Here is an 18819-nt window from a genome sequence, read left to right as displayed (position 1 = left end):
CTGGACACAATTGCCGTATCCGCGTCTGTTTCCAAGGCCCCTTGCATGTCAGATCCCCGTTACCAGATCGACGTCAGTGTCGTGACCCGCTTCCTCAAAGAACAATCCGACCCCGAAAACGAACGTTTCGCCTTCGCCTACACCATCACCGTGCAGAACAATGGCTCGCTACCGGCCAAGCTGCTGTCGCGCCATTGGCTGATTACCAACGGCGATGGCCAGGTCGAAGAAGTAAAGGGCGCCGGCGTGATCGGCCAGCAACCGCTGATCGAACCGGGCAAGAGCCATACCTACAGCAGCGGCGCCGTGATCAGCACCCAGGTCGGCACCATGCAGGGCACCTACCAGATGCATGCCGAAGACGGTAAGCGTTTCGACGCCATCATTGCCCCATTCCGCCTTGCCGTTCCCGGAGCCCTGCACTGATGGCGGTATACGCCGTTGGCGACCTGCAAGGCTGCCTGCAACCGTTGAAGTGCCTGCTTGAGCGCGTCAACTTCAACCCTGCGGTCGATCGCCTGTGGTTGGTTGGCGACCTGGTTAACCGTGGCCCGGAATCACTGGAAACCTTGCGCTTCCTGTACTCCATTCGCGACTCGCTGGTGTGTGTGCTCGGCAACCACGACCTGCACCTGCTCGCGGCCTGGCATAACATCGAGCGCCTGAAAAAAAGCGATACCCTGCGCGAGATCCTCGACGCTCCCGACGCGGGCGAACTGCTCGACTGGCTGCGTCGCCAAAAGCTGCTGCACTACGACGAGCAACGCGGTGTGGTGCTAGTCCACGCCGGTATTCCGCCGCAGTGGACACTGGGCAAGGCGCTGGAGCTGGCGAGTGAAGTTGAAGAGGTATTGCGCGACGACAACCGCCTCAAGCCTTACCTCGACGGCATGTATGGCAACGAGCCCAACAAGTGGAGCAAAGACCTCAGCGGCGTCACCCGCCTGCGGGTGATCACCAATTACTTCACGCGCATGCGCTTTTGCACCAGCGAGGGCAAGCTCGACCTCAAAGGCAAGGAAGGCGCCGATACCGCCCCGCCCGGCTACAAGCCCTGGTTCGCCCATAAAGGTCGTCGCTCGCGGCATGTGAAGATCATCTTCGGCCACTGGGCAGCACTCGAAGGCCGCTGCAAGGAACCCGGCGTGATTGCACTGGACACCGGCTGCGTCTGGGGTGGCGCCATGACCTTGTACAACGTCGATAGCGGTGCCTTTCATCGCTGCGAATGCACCGACGAAGGTACCCCCCGGGTGCAGCCGACAGCTGAGCAACCCGCTAGAATGAACCACCAGTCCTGAAGGAAACCGTACCCATGAGCGAATTCAAACGCATCCCTCCCGAGCAAGCCCAGGCGTTGCGTGAGCAAGGTGCGGTCGTGGTCGATATTCGCGACCCGCAAACCTATGCCCTTGGCCACATTACCGGCTCCCGGCACCTGGACAACCACTCGGTGGCAGACTTCATCCGCGGCGCCGACCTGGACGCCCCCACCGTGGTGGTTTGCTATCACGGTAATTCCAGCCAAAGCGCTGCTGCTTATCTGGTCAGCCAAGGCTTTTCTGACGTTTACAGCCTCGACGGTGGCTTCGAGCTGTGGCGTGGCACCTACCCGGCAGAAACCGCTCAAGGCACTGCCGAATAATTTTTTTCATCTCCTGCAGCCCGCGCCCTGTGCGGGCTGGCGCCTGACCTGACGAACGGTCACAGGCAACAATTCATCCACGCGCCCTTGACCTCGCCGAGAACCAACTATTCTTAAGTCCAGGCCATCCAAAAAGGGGAGAGCCGGTACACCGGCGTGCGGGTCATCGGTAGCGACTTTACAGGTGTTCTGGGGGGTATACAGCAATCGGTAGTGCCGATTGCATGCCAGCATCAGCTGACTGATCCGGCGTCGGCTCCACGTATCGAGCGAGGTGACGTCATGAGTATTTTTAGCCACTTCCAACAACGTTTCGAGTCCACCCGTCAGGAAGAACTTTCGCTGCAGGAATACCTTGAGCTCTGCAAAAAGGATCGCAGCGCTTATGCATCGGCAGCTGAACGCCTGTTGATGGCTATCGGTGAGCCGGAACTGGTCGATACCTCGAACAACTCCAGGCTGTCGCGAATCTTCTCCAACAAGGTGATCCGCCGCTACCCAGCCTTTGAAGACTTCCATGGCATGGAAGAGTGCATCGACCAGATCGTGTCTTACTTCCGTCATGCAGCCCAGGGGCTGGAAGAGAAGAAACAGATCCTCTACCTGCTCGGCCCTGTGGGTGGCGGTAAGTCGTCCCTGGCCGAGAAACTGAAACAACTGATGGAAAAGGTGCCCTTCTACGCCATCAAGGGTTCACCGGTATTCGAGTCGCCTCTGGGGTTGTTCAACGCCACTGAAGACGGCGCGATCCTCGAAGAGGACTTCGGCATCCCGCGGCGCTACCTGAACACCATCATGTCGCCATGGGCTACCAAACGACTGGCTGAGTTCGGGGGCGACATCAGCCAGTTCAAAGTGGTCAAGCTGTACCCGTCGATCCTCAACCAGATTGCCGTGGCCAAGACCGAGCCGGGTGACGAGAACAACCAGGATATCTCTGCCCTGGTCGGTAAAGTCGATATCCGCAAACTCGAGGAATACCCACAGAACGACGCCGACGCCTACAGCTATTCGGGCGCACTGTGCCGGGCCAACCAGGGCCTGATGGAATTCGTCGAGATGTTCAAGGCGCCGATCAAGGTGCTGCACCCATTGCTGACTGCAACCCAGGAAGGTAACTACAACAGTACCGAAGGCCTGGGCGCCATCCCGTACTCCGGGATTCTGCTGGCCCACTCCAACGAATCGGAATGGCACAGCTTCCGCAACAACAAGAACAACGAAGCCTTCATTGACCGGATCTACATCGTCAAAGTGCCGTACTGCCTGCGCGTCAGCGACGAGATCAAGATCTACGACAAGTTGCTGTTCAACAGCTCGCTGGCCAAGGCCCACTGCGCGCCCGACACCCTGAAGATGCTCGCGCAGTTCACCGTGCTGTCTCGCCTGAAAGAGCCGGAAAACTCGAACATCTACTCGAAAATGCGCGTGTACGACGGGGAAAACCTCAAAGACACCGACCCCAAAGCCAAGTCGATACAGGAATACCGCGACGCGGCCGGTGTTGACGAGGGCATGAACGGCCTGTCGACTCGCTTTGCCTTCAAGATCCTCTCGAAAGTCTTCAACTTCGACCCGCACGAGATTGCTGCCAACCCGGTGCACTTGCTCTACGTGCTGGAGCAACAGATTGAACAGGAACAATTCCCGGCCGAAGTCCGCGAGCGTTACCTGCGTTACCTGAAAGAGTACCTGGCGCCGCGTTACATCGAGTTCATCGGCAAGGAAATCCAGACCGCCTACCTGGAGTCCTACAGCGAATACGGCCAGAACATCTTCGACCGCTACGTACTGTACGCCGACTTCTGGATTCAGGATCAGGAATACCGCGACCCGGAAACCGGCGAAATCCTCAACCGTATCGCCCTCAACGAAGAACTGGAGAAGATCGAGAAACCGGCAGGCATCAGCAATCCGAAGGATTTCCGCAACGAGATCGTCAATTTCGTGCTGCGTGCCCGGGCCAACAACAATGGCAAGAACCCGACCTGGCTGAGCTACGAAAAACTGCGGGTGGTGATCGAGAAGAAAATGTTCTCCAACACCGAAGACCTGCTGCCGGTCATCAGCTTCAACGCCAAAGCCAGCAAAGAGGACCAACAGAAACACAACGACTTCGTCACCCGGATGGTGGAACGCGGCTACACAGACAAGCAAGTCCGGTTGCTCTCGGAATGGTACCTGCGGGTCAGGAAATCGCAATAAGCGGCAGGAGCTGCAAGCAGCAAGCATTTAGCTGCAAGTCCGGCGCACGCATCACCGGCGTGCCCGAACTTGCAACTTGGAGTTTGCAGCTTGCAGCTTGCGCAGCTACCGCCTAAACCCGGAGGGGCCTATGAGCTATGTGATCGACCGACGCCTGAACGGCAAGAACAAGAGCACGGTCAACCGCCAGCGCTTTTTGCGGCGTTACCGTGACCACATCAAGAAAGCCGTCGAAGAGGCCGTGAGCCGCCGTTCTATTACCGATATGGAGCATGGCGAGCAGATCAGCATCCCCGGACGCGATATCGACGAACCGGTGCTTCACCATGGCCGCGGCGGCAAACAAACCGTGGTACACCCAGGCAACAAGGAATTTACCGCCGGGGAGCACATTGCCCGGCCACAAGGCGGCGGCGGAGGTGGCGGTCGCGGCAAGGCCGGCAATTCCGGCGAAGGCATGGACGAGTTCGTCTTCCAGATTACTCAGGAAGAATTTCTCGAGTTCATGTTCGAAGATCTCGAACTGCCCAACTTGATCAAGCGTCATCTGGCCGGCACAGACACCTTCAAGACCGTACGCGCCGGTATCAGCAACGAAGGCAATCCGTCACGCATCAATATCATCCGCACCCTGCGCTCGGCCCATGCAAGGCGTATTGCCCTGTCCGGCAGCAGCCGCGCCAAGCTGCGCCTGGCACAAGAGGAACTGGCGCGTCTGAAGCGCGAAGAGCCAGACAACTTCGGTGATATTCAGGAAATCGAAGCAGAAATCGAGCGATTGAGCGCACGCATCAACCGTGTACCGTTCCTTGATACCTTCGACCTCAAGTACAACTTGCTGATCAAGCAACCCAACCCCAGCTCGAAAGCGGTGATGTTTTGCCTGATGGACGTCTCCGGCTCCATGACCCAGGCTACCAAGGACATCGCCAAGCGCTTTTTCATCCTCTTGTACCTGTTCCTCAAGCGTAACTACGAAAAAATCGAGGTGGTGTTCATCCGCCACCACACCAGCGCGCGCGAAGTCGATGAAGAGGAGTTTTTCTACTCCCGGGAAACCGGCGGCACCATTGTTTCCAGCGCCCTGAAGCTGATGCAGGAAGTGATGGCCGAGCGCTACCCGGCCAATGAATGGAACATCTACGCCGCTCAGGCCTCAGACGGTGACAACTGGAACGACGATTCGCCGATCTGCCGCGAGATCCTCACCAAGCAGATCATGCCGTTCGTCCAGTACTACACTTACGTTGAGATCACCCCCCGCGAACATCAGGCATTGTGGTACGAGTACGAACGGATCGGCGAAGCCTTTGCCGACACGTTCGCCCAGCAGCAGCTGGTATCGGCCGGCGATATCTATCCGGTCTTCCGTGAACTCTTCCAGCGCAGGTTAGTGACATGACCGCTAGAGAGCAGAAGCGCCAACCCATTTCCACCGGGTCCGAATGGACATTCGAACTGATCCAGGCCTATGACCGGGAAATCAGCCGCCTGGCCGAGCGCTATGCCCTGGACACCTACCCTAACCAGATCGAAGTGATTACCGCCGAGCAGATGATGGACGCCTATGCCTCGGTCGGCATGCCCCTGGGTTACCACCATTGGTCTTACGGCAAACACTTCCTCAGCACCGAAAAGTCCTACAGCCGCGGCCAGATGGGCCTGGCCTACGAGATCGTGATCAACTCCGACCCGTGCATTGCCTACCTGATGGAAGAAAACACCATCTGCATGCAGGCACTGGTCGTCGCTCACGCTTGCTACGGCCACAACAGCTTCTTCAAGGGCAACTACCTGTTCCGCACCTGGACAGACGCCAGTTCGATCATCGACTACCTGGTGTTTGCCAAGCAGTACATCACCCAGTGCGAGGAGCGCCACGGCATTGATGCGGTGGAGGATTTGCTCGACTCTTGCCATGCCCTGATGAACTACGGTGTCGACCGCTACAAACGCCCTTACCCGATCTCCGCCGAGGAAGAACGACGCCGGCAGAAAGAGCGCGAAGAGCACCTGCAGAAGCAAATCAATGACCTTTGGCGAACCATCCCCAAAGGCGCCGACAAGAACAGCGAACGTGACAACGCGCGCTTCCCGGCCGAGCCCCAGGAAAACATTCTCTACTTCATCGAGAAGCATGCGCCGCTGCTTGAGCCCTGGCAGCGCGAGATCGTGCGCATCGTGCGCAAGATCGCCCAGTACTTCTACCCTCAGCGCCAGACCCAGGTGATGAACGAAGGCTGGGCCACCTTCTGGCACTACACCCTGATGAACGACCTGTATGACGAAGGCCTGGTGACTGAAGGTTTCATGATGGAGTTCCTGCAGTCGCACACCAGCGTGGTGTTCCAGCCCGGATTCGACAGCCCCTACTACAGCGGCATCAATCCTTATGCCCTGGGCTTTGCCATGTACCGCGACATCCGGCGCATGTGCGAAAACCCCACCGAAGAAGACCGCCGCTGGTTCCCCGACATCGCCGGCAGCGACTGGCTCTCGACCATCAAGTTCGCCATGAGCAGTTTCAAGGACGAGAGTTTTATCCTGCAGTACCTGTCGCCCACGGTGATCAGGGATCTGAAGCTGTTCAGCATCCTCGATGACGACCAACGTGATGACCTGCTGGTGCCGGCCATCCATGACGAAAGCGGCTACCGGATCATTCGCGAAACCCTTGCCGCCCAATACAACCTGGGCAACCGTGAACCCAACGTACAGATCTGGAGCATCGACCGTCGCGGCGACCGCTCACTGACCCTGCGCCACCAGCAACACGACCGCAAACCACTGGGTGATTCTACCGAGGAGGTCCTCAAGCACCTGCACCGTCTCTGGGGCTTCGATATCCACCTGGAAACCCTGCAGGGTGACCAGATCATGAAAACCCACCATGTGCCGCCCAAAGGCGAACACAGCGAAGCCGAGTACGGGCGCCTGGACCTGGCCGTCGTACACCTCTGACCTGCCCCTCCGTTGCTGCCAGACAGGGTATCCTGTGGCATCAACGGAGGATTTACATGCAGATCTACAAAGTCGGCGGTGCCGTGCGCGACCGCCTGCTCGGCCAACCGGTCAGTGACATCGACTGGGTGGTGGTCGGCGCTACCGCAGAGCAAATGCAGACACTTGGCTATCGGCCGGTGGGCGCCGACTTTCCGGTTTTCATCCACCCCAAAAGCGGCGAGGAGTACGCGCTGGCGCGCACTGAGCGCAAGAGCGGACGCGGTTACGGCGGTTTCACCTTCCATGCCAGCCCTGAGGTCACCCTTGAAGAAGACCTGATCCGCCGCGACCTGACCATTAACGCCATGGCCGAGGATGAACAGGGTAATGTCTGCGACCCCTACAACGGCAAGAAAGACCTCGATGAGCGCATCTTGCGCCACGTTTCCCCGGCGTTCGCCGAAGATCCTTTAAGGGTTCTGCGCGTCGCCCGTTTTGCTGCGCGCTACGCCGCAATGGGCTTCACAGTGGCCCCCGAGACGCTTGAACTGATGCGCCAGCTCAGCGAGTCCGGTGAGCTTCAAGCGCTGACCGCCGAGCGCAGCTGGAAAGAAATTTCCCGGGCACTGATGGAAGATCAACCGCAGGTTTTTATCCAGGTACTGCGCGATTGCGGCGCCCTGAGTGAGCTGATCCCGGAGCTCGACGCGCTGTTTGGCGTACCACAACCACCTGCGCACCACCCCGAAATCGACAGCGGCATCCACACCCTGGCAGTGCTGGAACAAGCCGCACAGCACCAGCAGCCCCTGAGCGTACGCTGGGCATGCCTGCTGCACGACCTGGGCAAAGGGCTGACCCCGCAGGAGGAATGGCCTCGGCACATCGCTCACGAACATCGTGGGCTCAAGCTGATCAAAGCGGTCAATCAGCGCTTCAAGGTGCCACGCGACTGCCAGGAGCTGGCGATGTTGGTCGGCGAGTACCACACCCATTGCCACCGCGCCCTGGAGCTCAAGGCTTCGACCTTGCTGGAGCTGCTGCAGAGCTTTGATGTTTACCGTCGGCCACAGCGCTTCGAGGAGTTCATTGCCGCCTGCGAAATGGACGCCCGGGGGCGCAAAGGCCTGGAGCAACGCGACTATCCGCAGGCGGAATACCTGCGCGGTGCAGCTGCGGCGGCGCGGGCGGTGCAAGTGCAACCGCTGGTACAGAAAGGCCTGACCGGGCAAGCACTGGGTGATGCGCTCAAGGGTGAGCGCCTGAAGGCGTTGAAAGCCTACAAGGGCAGCGTTAGCGGTTGAAGGCATCGCGGGGCAAGCCCGCTCCTACGGGCCTGTAGGAGCGGGCTTGCCCCGCGATCAATCAAAGACTGGTCAACTGCTGCCCACGCCACTCGAACGGCACCGGCGCCAGCACCTGCTCAATCTGCGCCTCAGCCCACAGCTGAGCAATGCTCTTGCCCACGCCCGGATGCACCAGCTGCGGCGCGATCAATGACAACGGCCACAGCACAAAGGCATTTTTCAGAATCTCTGCCCGCGGCAGCACCAAACCATCGAAGCTGCCATGCAGGTCGTTGTACATCAGCACATCGATATCCAGCGGCAAGCCTTTGCGCTCAGGCGCATAACGGCCGTTATCGGCTTCGATGAACTTGAGCCGACGGTCGAGCTCCATCAACGGCAGGCTGGTCAGCCCGGTTACCACCAGATTGAAAAAGGGCCCACTCTTGATACCCACCGCCTGGCTTTCGAACACCGCCGAACAGCACATATCGGTCAGTATTTCAGCCAGCGCATCCAGCCCTGCAGTCAAATGCCGCTCACGCTCGACATTGCTGCCAAGACCAAGATAAACCCGGTTCAGAGACATCCGCGCTCGATCTCCACACCCACTCCGGTGGCGGCCGATACCGCGCCAGGCTTGGTCAGCTTGAGCTGCAGCCAGGGGATCTGGAACTCATTCATCAACACGGCGGCCAGACGCTCGGCAAAGGTCTCAACCAATTGGAACTCGGATTTCTCGGCGAATGCCTGAATGCGCGCCGTGACACTGGCGTAGTCGAGCGCCAGGGTCAGGTCGTCGCCCGCTGCAGCCGGACGGTTATCCCAGGCAAATCGCAGGTCCAGACGCAGGCACTGACGAATACCCCGCTCCCAGTCATAGGCACCGATTACGGTATCGACTTCCAGGCCTTCGATGAACACTCTGTCCAAGCACTTCTCTCCACTGCACGACAAGGGCGACTGGCGCCGTTAGAATCAGGGCGTCCTCGCCCGGAATAGTTAGCATGTTTTGGTTGCTGGCGCTGCTCGCCTACCTGCTCGGCTCGCTGTCCTTTGCCATTCTCCTAAGCCGCCTCAATGGCAGCCCGGACCCGCGTTCGAGCGGTTCAGGCAATGCCGGTGCAACCAATATGCTGCGCCTGGCCGGCCGCAAACTGGCGGTCCTGACCCTGCTTGGCGACCTGTGCAAGGGCTTGCTGCCGGTGCTGATCGCCAATCTTGCCGGCCTCGACCTGCAGCAACAGGCCTGGATTGGCGTGTGCGCGGTTATCGGCCACCTGTTCCCCGTGTACTTCTGCTTCCGCGGCGGCAAAGGTGTCGCCACCGCCGCCGGCCTGCTGCTGGGCCTGTACCCACCGGCAGCATTGCTGGCTATCGGCGCCTGGGGGCTGACCTTTTACCTCACTCGCACCAGCTCGTTGGCAGCACTGATCGCCACGCCCCTTACCCTGCCATTGCTGGCCTGGCGCGAGCCGGAAGCGCTGTTGCCGATCAGCGTGCTGACGCTGCTGATCGTCTGGCGCCATCGCAGCAATCTACGCGACCTGTTTGCCGGCCGCGAACGGCATTTCTGAATCTTGTGCATGAGCACCGCTCATTACAACGGCGCCAATTGCTCCATCGGCCAGCGCGCCTGCACGCTGATCGCCAGGCTTTCCTGCTGCCCCGCCGCCAGTCGCTGGCAACCTGCGTAGGCAATCATGGCACCGTTGTCAGTGCAGAACTGCGGCCGGGCGTAATACACATTGCCCTTGATGCCCGCGAGCATCTCCTCCAATGAAGTGCGAAGCGCCTTGTTGGCACTCACGCCACCGGCGATCACCAGGCGCTTGAGACCGGTTTGCTTCAAGGCACGCTTGCACTTGATGGTCAGAGTCTCCACCACCGCCTGCTGGAACGCCAGCGCCACGTCGCAACGGGTTTGCTCACCGTCGTCGCCAGTACGCTGGCACTGCTGCCAGGTATTCAAGGCAAAGGTTTTCAGGCCGCTGAAGCTGAACTCAAGGCCAGGACGGTCGGTCATCGGCCGCGGGAATACGAAACGCCCAGGCACCCCCTGAGTCGCCAGGCGAGCGATTTCCGGGCCACCGGGGTAATTCAATCCCATCAACTTGGCAGTCTTGTCGAACGCTTCGCCGGCTGCATCGTCGAGTGTTTCGCCCAACAGTTCGTAGCGGCCGATGCCGTCCACGCGCACCAACTGGGTGTGGCCACCGGATACCAGCAAGGCGACGAACGGGAACTCAGGCGGCTGCTCCTCCAGCATCGGCGCAAGCAGATGGCCTTCCATGTGGTGAACGCCCAGCGCCGGAATGCCCCAGGCAAACGCCAGTGCCTGCGCACAGGAAGCCCCTACCAGCAGGGCACCGACCAGCCCAGGGCCGGCGGTGTAGGCAATGGCGTCGATTTCGGTAGCTACGCAGTCGGCCTCGGCCAGCACTTGCTTGATCAGCGGCAGCATGCGCTTGACGTGATCACGCGAGGCCAGCTCCGGCACCACACCGCCATAGGCGCGATGCAGGTCGATCTGACTGAACAGTGCGTCAGCCAAAAGACCACGTTCACTGTCGTATAATGCGACGCCGGTTTCGTCGCAGGATGTTTCCAATCCCAGTACTAGCATGGGTCTGCGCCTTGTTGAGGCTGAATTCGAAGGCGCGCATGATAGTCCTCACTCCCGATGCCGACCAGCGGTTTTCGATCAGAGGCTTTGCATTCCGGCTGGCTAAGGGTTAACATCCGCAACCCTTAAAAACCGACGTTCTCCAGTGCACATTTTTGCCACGAGTTCGTTGACCCCCGGTAATGAATGAAGGTAGCTCTGGATGCCAGCCGTCAAAGTTAAAGAGAACGAACCCTTCGACGTAGCTCTGCGTCGTTTCAAGCGCTCCTGCGAAAAAGCCGGTGTTCTGGCTGAAGTTCGTAGCCGCGAATTTTACGAGAAGCCGACTTCTGAGCGTAAGCGCAAAGCAGCAGCCGCTGTTAAACGTCACGCCAAGAAAGTTCAGCGCGAACAGCGCCGCGCCGTTCGTCTGTACTAATACAGACGCTCGTCGCAAGCTTCTGCCTCGCCCGGCCCAAAGCCGGGCTGCCGGCAGCAGTTGTTTTATCCTCAGGCCTTTGTGCCCGAGGCGTCCCATTGCCTGGCAATGCGGACAACCTGCCTGAATCGTCAGAACTGGCCGCAACGCCAGCTGTGCACGTCATTACTGACGAGCCCTCACCGGCTACAGACGAGCACTTCTTTCCGAATTTTGTGTTACGCCATTCGATACCGCTCGAACGCGCAGCCGTTCCCGCAGCGTTAGCGATTACACTTGTTTATCGCCTGATGACGAGAGTGCCATGGCCGGGTTGATCCCCCAAAGTTTCATTGACGACCTCCTCAACCGTACCGACATCGTCGATGTGGTGAGTTCGCGCGTGCAACTGAAAAAGGCCGGCAAAAACCTCACCGCCTGCTGCCCGTTCCACAAGGAAAAAACGCCGTCTTTCAGCGTCAGCCCCGACAAGCAGTTCTACTACTGCTTCGGCTGCGGCGCCGGCGGCAATGCCCTTGGCTTCATCATGGACCACGACAACCTGGACTTCCCCCAGGCGGTCGAGGAACTGGCCAAAGCTGCTGGCATGGAGGTTCCGCGCGAAGAAGGCGGGCGCGGGCAAAAGCCCCGACAGCCTACCGACTCCCCGCTCTATCCCTTGCTGGAAGCGGCCGCCGAGTTTTATCGCCAGGCGCTCAAAGGCCACCCCACCCGTCGCTCGGCCGTGGAGTACCTCAAAGGCCGCGGCCTGTCCGGAGAAATCGCCCGCGATTTCGGCCTGGGCTATGCCCCACCCGGCTGGGACAACCTGTTCAAGCATTTGAGCAGTGACACCCTGCAACAGAAGGCCATGATCGATGCCGGCCTGCTGATCGAAAATGCCGAATCAGGCAAACGCTACGATCGCTTCCGCGACCGGGTGATGTTTCCGATCCGTGACAGCCGCGGCCGGGTCATTGCTTTCGGTGGCCGAGTGCTTGGCGACGACAAGCCCAAGTACCTGAACTCGCCGGAGACGCCGGTATTCCATAAGGGGCAGGAGCTCTACGGGCTGTACGAGGCACGCAAGTTCAACCGCAACCTCGATGAAATCATCGTGGTTGAAGGCTATATGGACGTCATTGCCCTGGCCCAGCAAGGCCTGCGCAATGCCGTGGCAACGCTGGGCACAGCCACCAGCGAAGAACACCTCAAGCGCCTGTTCCGAGTGGTTCCCAGCGTCTTGTTCTGCTTCGACGGCGACCAGGCAGGCCGCAACGCCGCCTGGCGCGCCCTGGAAGCCACCCTGTCGAGCCTGCAGGATGGCCGCAAAGCCCGCTTCCTGTTTCTCCCCGAGGGTGAAGACCCGGATACCCTGATCCGTGCCGAAGGCACCGATGCCTTCCGTGCCCGCATCAATCAGCATGCCCAGCCCCTGGCCGACTACTTTTTCCAGCAGTTGACCGAGGAAGCCGACCCGCGCTCGCTGGAAGGCAAAGCGCACATGGCCACCCTGGCAGCACCGTTGATCGAAAAAGTTCCGGGCGCCAACCTTCGCGCTCTGATGCGCAATCGCCTCAAAGAAATCACCGGGCTCGACAATCAGCAAGTGGAGCAACTCAGCCACAGCACCGCCCCCGAGGCGCCGCCCGCTTACGACCCAGGCATCGACTACGACGCCCTTCCCGACTACACCCCTGACTACGGCGATTTTCACCAGCCCGAGTACACGCCACCGCAACAGCAGTGGACGCCGAACAAGGGCGGCAAGAAGAAATGGGACGGCAAGCCGTGGGACAAAAAGGGCAAGCCATGGGAGCGCAACGGTCAGCGCCAGGACGCACCACCGCGTGTACCGACCTCGGTGGAACCCCCGACCTTGAGCGCCCTGCGCACCTTGCTGCACCACCCGCAGTTGGCCAAAAAGGTTGAAGACGCCGGCCACTTTGCGGCCGAAGAACACGTCTACGCCCAGCTGCTGGTGGCGCTGCTCGAAGCCTTGCAAAAGAATCCTGAGCTACGCTCACTACAGCTGATTGCGCGCTGGCACGGCACCGAGCAAGGCCGCTTGCTGCGGGCATTGGCAGAAAAGGAATGGTTGATCGATGCCGACAACCTTGAACAACAGTTTTTCGACACTATAACTAGCTTGTCAGCTCGCCAACGCGAGCGAAGCCTGGAACATTTGCTCAGAAAAGCACGTCAAAGCGAGTTGAGCGCAGAGGAAAAAAATCAGCTGCGCGACCTGCTCAGCAGGAATGTTCCCGCACAAACCCCGACCTCAACTGGCGCGTGAGGTCCTAGCTCGGGTATAATCCTCGGCTTGTTTTTTGCCCGCCAAGACCTTCAGTGGATAGGGTGTTATGTCCGGAAAAGCGCAACAGCAGTCTCGCATCAAAGAGTTGATCACCCGCGGTCGTGAGCAGGGCTACCTGACTTACGCGGAGGTCAACGACCACCTGCCAGAGGATATTTCAGATCCGGAGCAGGTGGAAGACATCATCCGCATGATCAACGACATGGGGATCAACGTATTCGAGAGTGCTCCGGATGCGGATGCCCTTTTGTTGGCCGAAGCCGACACCGACGAAGCCGCCGCTGAAGAAGCTGCCGCTGCGTTGGCGGCTGTGGAAACCGATATCGGTCGCACGACTGACCCAGTGCGCATGTACATGCGTGAAATGGGTACCGTCGAGCTGCTGACCCGCGAAGGCGAGATCGAAATCGCCAAGCGTATCGAAGAAGGTATCCGCGAAGTCATGGGCGCCATCGCTCACTTCCCGGGTACTGTCGAATACATTCTCAGCGAATACGACCGGGTAACTGCCGAAGGCGGCCGCCTGTCCGACGTTCTCAGTGGCTACATCGACCCGGATGACGGCATCGCCCCTCCGGCCGAAGTACCGCCGCCGGTCGATCCGAAAGCGCCGGCCAAGGAAGAAGCTGACGACGACGAAGACGAAGAGAAAGAAGGCAGTGACGAAGAGGAAGAGACCGAAAGCGGTCCTGATCCTGAAGTTGCTCGCCAGCGCTTCGGTGCCGTTCAGGAGCAACTGAACGCTACCCTCAAAGTCCTGAAGAAGAACGGCCGTCAGCACAAGGACAGCCTGCAGGCGATGCTTGAGCTGGCCGAGCTGTTCATGCCGATCAAGCTGGTACCCAAGCAGTTCGAAGTACTGGTAGAGCGCGTTCGTAGCGCCCTGGACCGTCTGCGTCAGCAAGAACGCGCCATCATGCAACTGTGCGTCCGTGACGCCCGCATGCCGCGTGCCGATTTCCTGCGCTTGTTCCCAAGCAACGAAATCGACCAGACCTGGGCCAGCGACCTGGCCAAGCGCAGCACCAAGTGGGCTGCGGCCCTGGGTGAGAAAAGCGACGCCATCGTGGCCTGCCAGCAGAAGCTGATCGACCTCGAAAGCGAAACCGGCCTGACCATCGCCGAGATCAAGGACATCAACCGTCGCATGTCGATCGGTGAAGCCAAGGCTCGTCGTGCCAAGAAAGAAATGGTTGAGGCCAACCTGCGTCTGGTGATCTCGATCGCCAAGAAGTACACCAACCGTGGCCTGCAGTTCCTCGACCTGATCCAGGAAGGCAACATCGGCCTGATGAAGGCGGTGGACAAGTTCGAATACCGTCGCGGTTACAAGTTCTCGACCTACGCCACCTGGTGGATTCGCCAGGCGATCACCCGTTCGATCGCTGACCAGGCACGCACCATCCGTATTCCGGTGCACATGATCGAGACGATCAACAAGCTCAACCGTATTTCCCGGCAGATGCTGCAGGAAATGGGTCGTGAACCGACGCCGGAAGAGCTGGGCGAACGCATGGAAATGCCTGAGGACAAAATCCGCAAGGTATTGAAGATCGCCAAAGAGCCGATCTCCATGGAAACCCCGATCGGTGACGACGAAGATTCGCATCTGGGCGACTTCATCGAAGACTCGACCATGCAATCGCCAATCGACGTGGCCACGGTCGAAAGCCTCAAGGAAGCGACCCGTGATGTGCTCTCCGGTCTGACCGCACGCGAAGCCAAAGTGCTGCGCATGCGTTTCGGTATCGATATGAACACCGATCACACCCTCGAAGAGGTCGGCAAGCAGTTCGACGTGACCCGTGAGCGGATCCGTCAGATTGAAGCCAAAGCGCTGCGCAAGCTGCGCCACCCGACGCGAAGCGAGCATCTGCGCTCCTTCCTCGACGAGTGATGACAAACCCCGGCCCAGGCCGGGGTTTTTCTTTTGTGCGCGGCAAACTTTAAGCCTTTCGCCACTACCCCACCGCAGAAATGCCCGTCTACACTCGAAGCAGTCCACCTGTGTAACGAGGCCGCTATGCCCAAATTGCCGGCCCTCCTGTTGCTCGTCCAGCTATTTTGGAGCGCAACGGCCGGCGCCTTGACCCTGACCAAAGAAGAACAAGCCTGGCTCAGCGCGCATCCGCAGCTGCGCCTGGGCGTCGATGCGTCCTGGCCACCCTTCGAATACCGTGACCAGGACGGCCGCTACCAGGGATTGGCTGCCGACTACATTGCTGTAATTCAAGAACGACTGGGCGTGGTGTTCAAACCCGTGGAGCCGACCAGCTGGACCGCTGTGCTTGAACAGGCGCAACAGAACAAGCTGGACCTGCTCCCAGGCATCATGTCGACCCCCGAGCGCCAGGGTTTTCTGGCCTTCACCCGCCCCTATCTGGACTTCCCGATTGTCATCCTCGCCCATGAAGGCGGGGCGCAGCCGCGGGCACTCAAAGAGCTCTACGGGCTGAAGATTGCCGTTGTCGAAAACTACGCGCCGCATGAACTGCTGCGTACTCACCACCCCGACCTCAACCTGGTGCCACTGCCCAACGTCAGCTCAGCTCTGCAGGCGCTGGCCACCGATGAAGTCGACGCGGTGGTCGGCGACCTCGCCTCCAGCATCTGGAGCCTGCGCCAGCTCAAGCTTGAAGGGCTGTATGTCAGCGGCGAAACCCCTTATCGCTATCAACTGGCGATGGCCGTGCCACGCGAGCAGAAAATCCTGGTCGGCATTATCGACAAGGTCATGGCCGACATGAGCGCCGGTGACATCAGCAATATCCAGGAGCGCTGGGTCGGCAAGGTCCTGGATCACCGCACCCTGTGGTACGACCTGCTGCTCTATGGACTGCCCGGCATCCTGATTCTGGTCGCCATACTGGCGGCAATGGTGCGCATCAACAGGCGCCTGAGCTCAGAGATTTCCCGCCGCATCGCCCTTGAGCAGGAACTGCGCAGCAGCGAATACCATTACCGTGGCCTGGTCGAAAGCCTGTCGGCGATCGCTTGGGAAGCTGATGCCAATGACTTCACCTACAGCTACGTTTCACCGCATGCTGAAGACTTGCTCGGTTATCCACAGAGCGAATGGCTGCGCCCAGGCTTCTGGCGCAGCATCATCCATCCTGACGACGCACAGTGGGCCCAGGCCTTCTGCGACAGCGAAACCGCTGCCGGGCGCGACCACAGCCTCGATTATCGGGTGATCCGCGCCGACGGCCGCAGCCTGTGGGTGCGAGACATCGTCAGCCTGATCGAGCACGGCCATAAGCCGGTAATGCGTGGCCTGATGATCGACATCAGCGAAACCAAGAACGCCGAAGAGGCCCTGCGCCTCTCGGAACAGAAATTTGCCAAAGCGTTCCACGCCTCGCCCGACGGCCTGCTGCTCTCACGTCAGAGTGATGGCTTGCTGATTGAAGTCAACGAAGGCTTTTGCCGCCTGACCGGCTTTGACAGCCACATGTCACTGGATCACACCACCCTGGATCTGGGCATCTGGGTGAACCTCAACGAACGCCGACGCTTGCTGGATATGCTGCAACGCGACGGCTTCGTGCGCGACTTTAGTTGCCATATCCGCCGCAGCGACGGCCAGATACGCCTCTGTGAGCTGTCTGCCCGGCCCTTGCCGATTGCCGGAGTGGACTGCATGTTGACCATCGCCCGTGACATTACCGAGCGCCATCTGATGCAGGAAAAGCTGCAACTGGCGGCCACCGTGTTCGAGAACACCGCCGAAGGCGTGTTGATCACCGACACCGAACAGCGCATCAGTGCCGTCAACCGCGCCTTCAGCGAGATCACCGGCTACAGCGAATTCGAAGCCCTCGGACAAACGCCGCGCCTACTTGCCTCCGGCCAGCACGACAGCGCCTTTTATGTCGCCATGTGGCACCAACTGAATGCCGAAGGGCACTGGCAAGGCGAAATTTATAACCGACGCAAAAACGGCGAGCTGTACCCCAGCTGGCTGACCATCAGCGCCGTACGCAACAGCGAGCGTTTGATCACCCACTTCGTGGCTGTGTTTGCCGATATCTCCAGCCTCAAACATGCGCAGGCGAAACTCGACTATCAGGCACACCACGACCCACTCACCGGCCTGCCCAACCGCACCCTGTTCGAGAGCCGCCTGCAAGCCGCCCTCACCTGCGCGCAAAGCTCCAAGCGCCAGGGAGCGGTGCTGTTTCTGGACCTTGATCGCTTCAAACACATCAACGACAGCCTTGGCCATCCGGTCGGCGACCTGTTGCTCAAAGGCATTGCCCAGCGCTTGAAGGAACAGGTGCGCGATATCGACACCGTCGCGCGCCTGGGCGGTGATGAGTTCATCATTCTATTGCCTGGCCTGCACCAACCCAGTGACGCCAGCCTGATTGCCAACAAACTACTGGCGTGCTTCGCCGCCCCGTTCCAGGCCGGGGAGCATGAGTTTTTCACCAGCGCCAGTATTGGCACAAGCCTGTACCCGCAAGACGGCAGCGATGTTGCCTCGCTGATCCGAAATGCCGACGCGGCCATGTATCGCTCCAAAGCCAAGGGGCGTAACCGCGTTGAGTCCTACACCCGTGACCTCACCGCTCAAGCCAGCGAGCGGATTGCCTTGGAGCACGAATTGCGCCGGGCCATCGAGCGCGATGAACTGAGCCTGAATTTCCAACCCAAACTCAGCCTGAAAACCCAGACGCTGGTAGGCGCCGAAGCCCTGATACGCTGGACCCACCCGATGTTCGGTGAGGTACCTCCGGAACACTTCATCGCCCTGGCCGAAGAGAACGGCATGATATTGCAGCTGGGCGACTGGGTGCTTGAACATGCCTGCCGGCAAATGCAGGCGTGGAAAAAACACTACCAGGCCTTCGGCCCGCTATCGGTCAACCTCGCTGGCGCCCAATTGCGTCAGCCCGGCTTGATCAAACGCATTGAGTACCTGCTCAAGACGCACCAACTCAACGCCGGTGACCTGCAGCTGGAAATCACCGAGAACTTCATCATGAGCCAGGCCGAAGAATCCCTGGCCGTGCTCCATCAGCTCAAGCACCTGGGCGTGCAACTGGCTATCGACGACTTTGGTACCGGCTACTCATCCCTGAGCTACCTCAAGCGGTTGCCTTTGGACATCCTCAAGATCGACCAGTCGTTCATTCGCGGCCTTCCGGACGCCCCCCACGATGCCGCCATTGCCCGCGCGATCATTGCCCTGGGGCGCAGCATGCAACTGACCATCATTGCCGAAGGCGTCGAGAACCAGCCGCAACAGCAATTCCTCGCTGCCGAAGGCTGTGAACAGATTCAAGGCTACATCGTCAGCCTGCCGCTGCCCGCCGAAGCCTTTGCTGATTCATTTTTGAATACAACTGTTTCAGACTTTTCGGATAGCACCGCAAGGAAACCCTCGTTATAATCCGC

At 59.6% G+C, this 18819-nt stretch carries 15 protein-coding genes; 12 read left to right on the top strand and 3 right to left on the bottom strand.

Features of this window, described 5'->3' with window-relative positions; all coding sequences use genetic code 11:
- Window positions 1-45 precede the first annotated feature (45 nt).
- The 7 genes from apaG to ACP6KB_RS02050 all read left to right on the top strand — a co-directional run bounded on the left by apaG (window position 46) and on the right by ACP6KB_RS02050 (window position 8097).
- Window positions 46-426: a Co2+/Mg2+ efflux protein ApaG gene (apaG, locus tag ACP6KB_RS02080; protein ID WP_442111779.1), complete on the top strand. Its 381-nt coding sequence runs from the start codon at window positions 46-48 to the stop codon at window positions 424-426.
- Window positions 426-1301, top strand: a complete 876-nt coding sequence (locus tag ACP6KB_RS02075) for a symmetrical bis(5'-nucleosyl)-tetraphosphatase (RefSeq protein ID WP_442111777.1) — start codon at window positions 426-428, stop codon at window positions 1299-1301. Before apaG ends, ACP6KB_RS02075 begins: the two co-directional genes overlap by 1 nt.
- A gap of 14 nt (window positions 1302-1315) precedes the next feature.
- Window positions 1316-1645: a thiosulfate sulfurtransferase GlpE gene (gene glpE / locus ACP6KB_RS02070; protein ID WP_157190935.1), complete on the top strand. Its 330-nt coding sequence runs from the start codon at window positions 1316-1318 to the stop codon at window positions 1643-1645.
- A 282-nt stretch (window positions 1646-1927) separates the two neighbouring features.
- Complete coding sequence (locus ACP6KB_RS02065) at window positions 1928-3850, top strand: PrkA family serine protein kinase (RefSeq protein WP_442111775.1); 1923 nt, start codon at window positions 1928-1930, stop codon at window positions 3848-3850.
- 130 nt (window positions 3851-3980) lie between these two features.
- On the top strand, window positions 3981-5252 hold the full coding sequence (locus ACP6KB_RS02060) for a YeaH/YhbH family protein (protein ID WP_442111773.1): 1272 nt from the start codon (window positions 3981-3983) through the stop codon (window positions 5250-5252).
- Window positions 5249-6811, top strand: coding sequence for a SpoVR family protein (locus tag ACP6KB_RS02055; protein WP_133214226.1), 1563 nt, complete (start codon window positions 5249-5251; stop codon window positions 6809-6811). The genes ACP6KB_RS02060 and ACP6KB_RS02055 overlap by 4 nt, the downstream gene beginning before the upstream one ends.
- Before the next feature lie 56 nt (window positions 6812-6867).
- Window positions 6868-8097 (top strand): multifunctional CCA addition/repair protein, encoded by a 1230-nt coding sequence (locus ACP6KB_RS02050; protein WP_442111771.1) that lies wholly within the window; start codon window positions 6868-6870, stop codon window positions 8095-8097.
- 61 nt (window positions 8098-8158) lie between these two features.
- Here ACP6KB_RS02050 and folK read toward each other — a convergent pair whose 3' ends face one another.
- Window positions 8159-8668 carry a 2-amino-4-hydroxy-6-hydroxymethyldihydropteridine diphosphokinase gene (gene folK / locus ACP6KB_RS02045; protein WP_442111769.1) on the bottom strand — a complete coding sequence of 170 codons (510 nt, stop codon included), beginning with the start codon at window positions 8666-8668 and terminating at the stop codon, window positions 8159-8161.
- Window positions 8659-9012 carry a dihydroneopterin aldolase gene (gene folB / locus ACP6KB_RS02040; RefSeq protein WP_442111767.1) on the bottom strand — a complete coding sequence of 118 codons (354 nt, stop codon included), beginning with the start codon at window positions 9010-9012 and terminating at the stop codon, window positions 8659-8661. Before folB ends, folK begins: the two co-directional genes overlap by 10 nt.
- A 74-nt stretch (window positions 9013-9086) precedes the next feature.
- On the opposite strand from folB, the gene plsY reads away from it, so the two are divergent.
- Complete coding sequence (plsY, locus tag ACP6KB_RS02035) at window positions 9087-9656, top strand: glycerol-3-phosphate 1-O-acyltransferase PlsY (protein ID WP_442111765.1); 570 nt, start codon at window positions 9087-9089, stop codon at window positions 9654-9656.
- A 23-nt stretch (window positions 9657-9679) separates the two neighbouring features.
- On the opposite strand, the gene tsaD is transcribed toward plsY, so the two are convergent.
- Window positions 9680-10705 carry a tRNA (adenosine(37)-N6)-threonylcarbamoyltransferase complex transferase subunit TsaD gene (gene tsaD, locus ACP6KB_RS02030; protein ID WP_442111763.1) on the bottom strand — a complete coding sequence of 342 codons (1026 nt, stop codon included), beginning with the start codon at window positions 10703-10705 and terminating at the stop codon, window positions 9680-9682.
- Between the two features lie 202 nt (window positions 10706-10907).
- Between tsaD and rpsU the strand changes: the two genes are divergently transcribed.
- From rpsU to ACP6KB_RS02010, 4 genes are all read left to right on the top strand, one after another.
- Window positions 10908-11123, top strand: coding sequence for a 30S ribosomal protein S21 (rpsU, locus tag ACP6KB_RS02025; protein WP_002551877.1), 216 nt, complete (start codon window positions 10908-10910; stop codon window positions 11121-11123).
- Window positions 11124-11427: 304 nt separating this feature from the next.
- The gene (dnaG, locus tag ACP6KB_RS02020; protein WP_442111761.1) at window positions 11428-13398 is read left to right on the top strand and encodes a DNA primase; all 1971 of its coding nucleotides are present in this window, start codon (window positions 11428-11430) and stop codon (window positions 13396-13398) included.
- 67 nt (window positions 13399-13465) lie between these two features.
- Window positions 13466-15316, top strand: coding sequence for an RNA polymerase sigma factor RpoD (rpoD, locus tag ACP6KB_RS02015; RefSeq protein WP_442111759.1), 1851 nt, complete (start codon window positions 13466-13468; stop codon window positions 15314-15316).
- 126 nt (window positions 15317-15442) lie between these two features.
- Window positions 15443-18814 carry a bifunctional diguanylate cyclase/phosphodiesterase gene (locus ACP6KB_RS02010; RefSeq protein ID WP_442111757.1) on the top strand — a complete coding sequence of 1124 codons (3372 nt, stop codon included), beginning with the start codon at window positions 15443-15445 and terminating at the stop codon, window positions 18812-18814.
- Window positions 18815-18819 lie beyond the last annotated feature (5 nt).

Origin of the sequence: Pseudomonas sp. NUPR-001 (genome assembly GCF_052147955.1) — a bacterium.
Classification (GTDB): Bacteria; Pseudomonadota; Gammaproteobacteria; order Pseudomonadales; family Pseudomonadaceae; genus Aquipseudomonas.
Note: the sequence above shows the minus strand (reverse complement) of the source record. Positions and strands in the feature narration are given on the sequence as shown.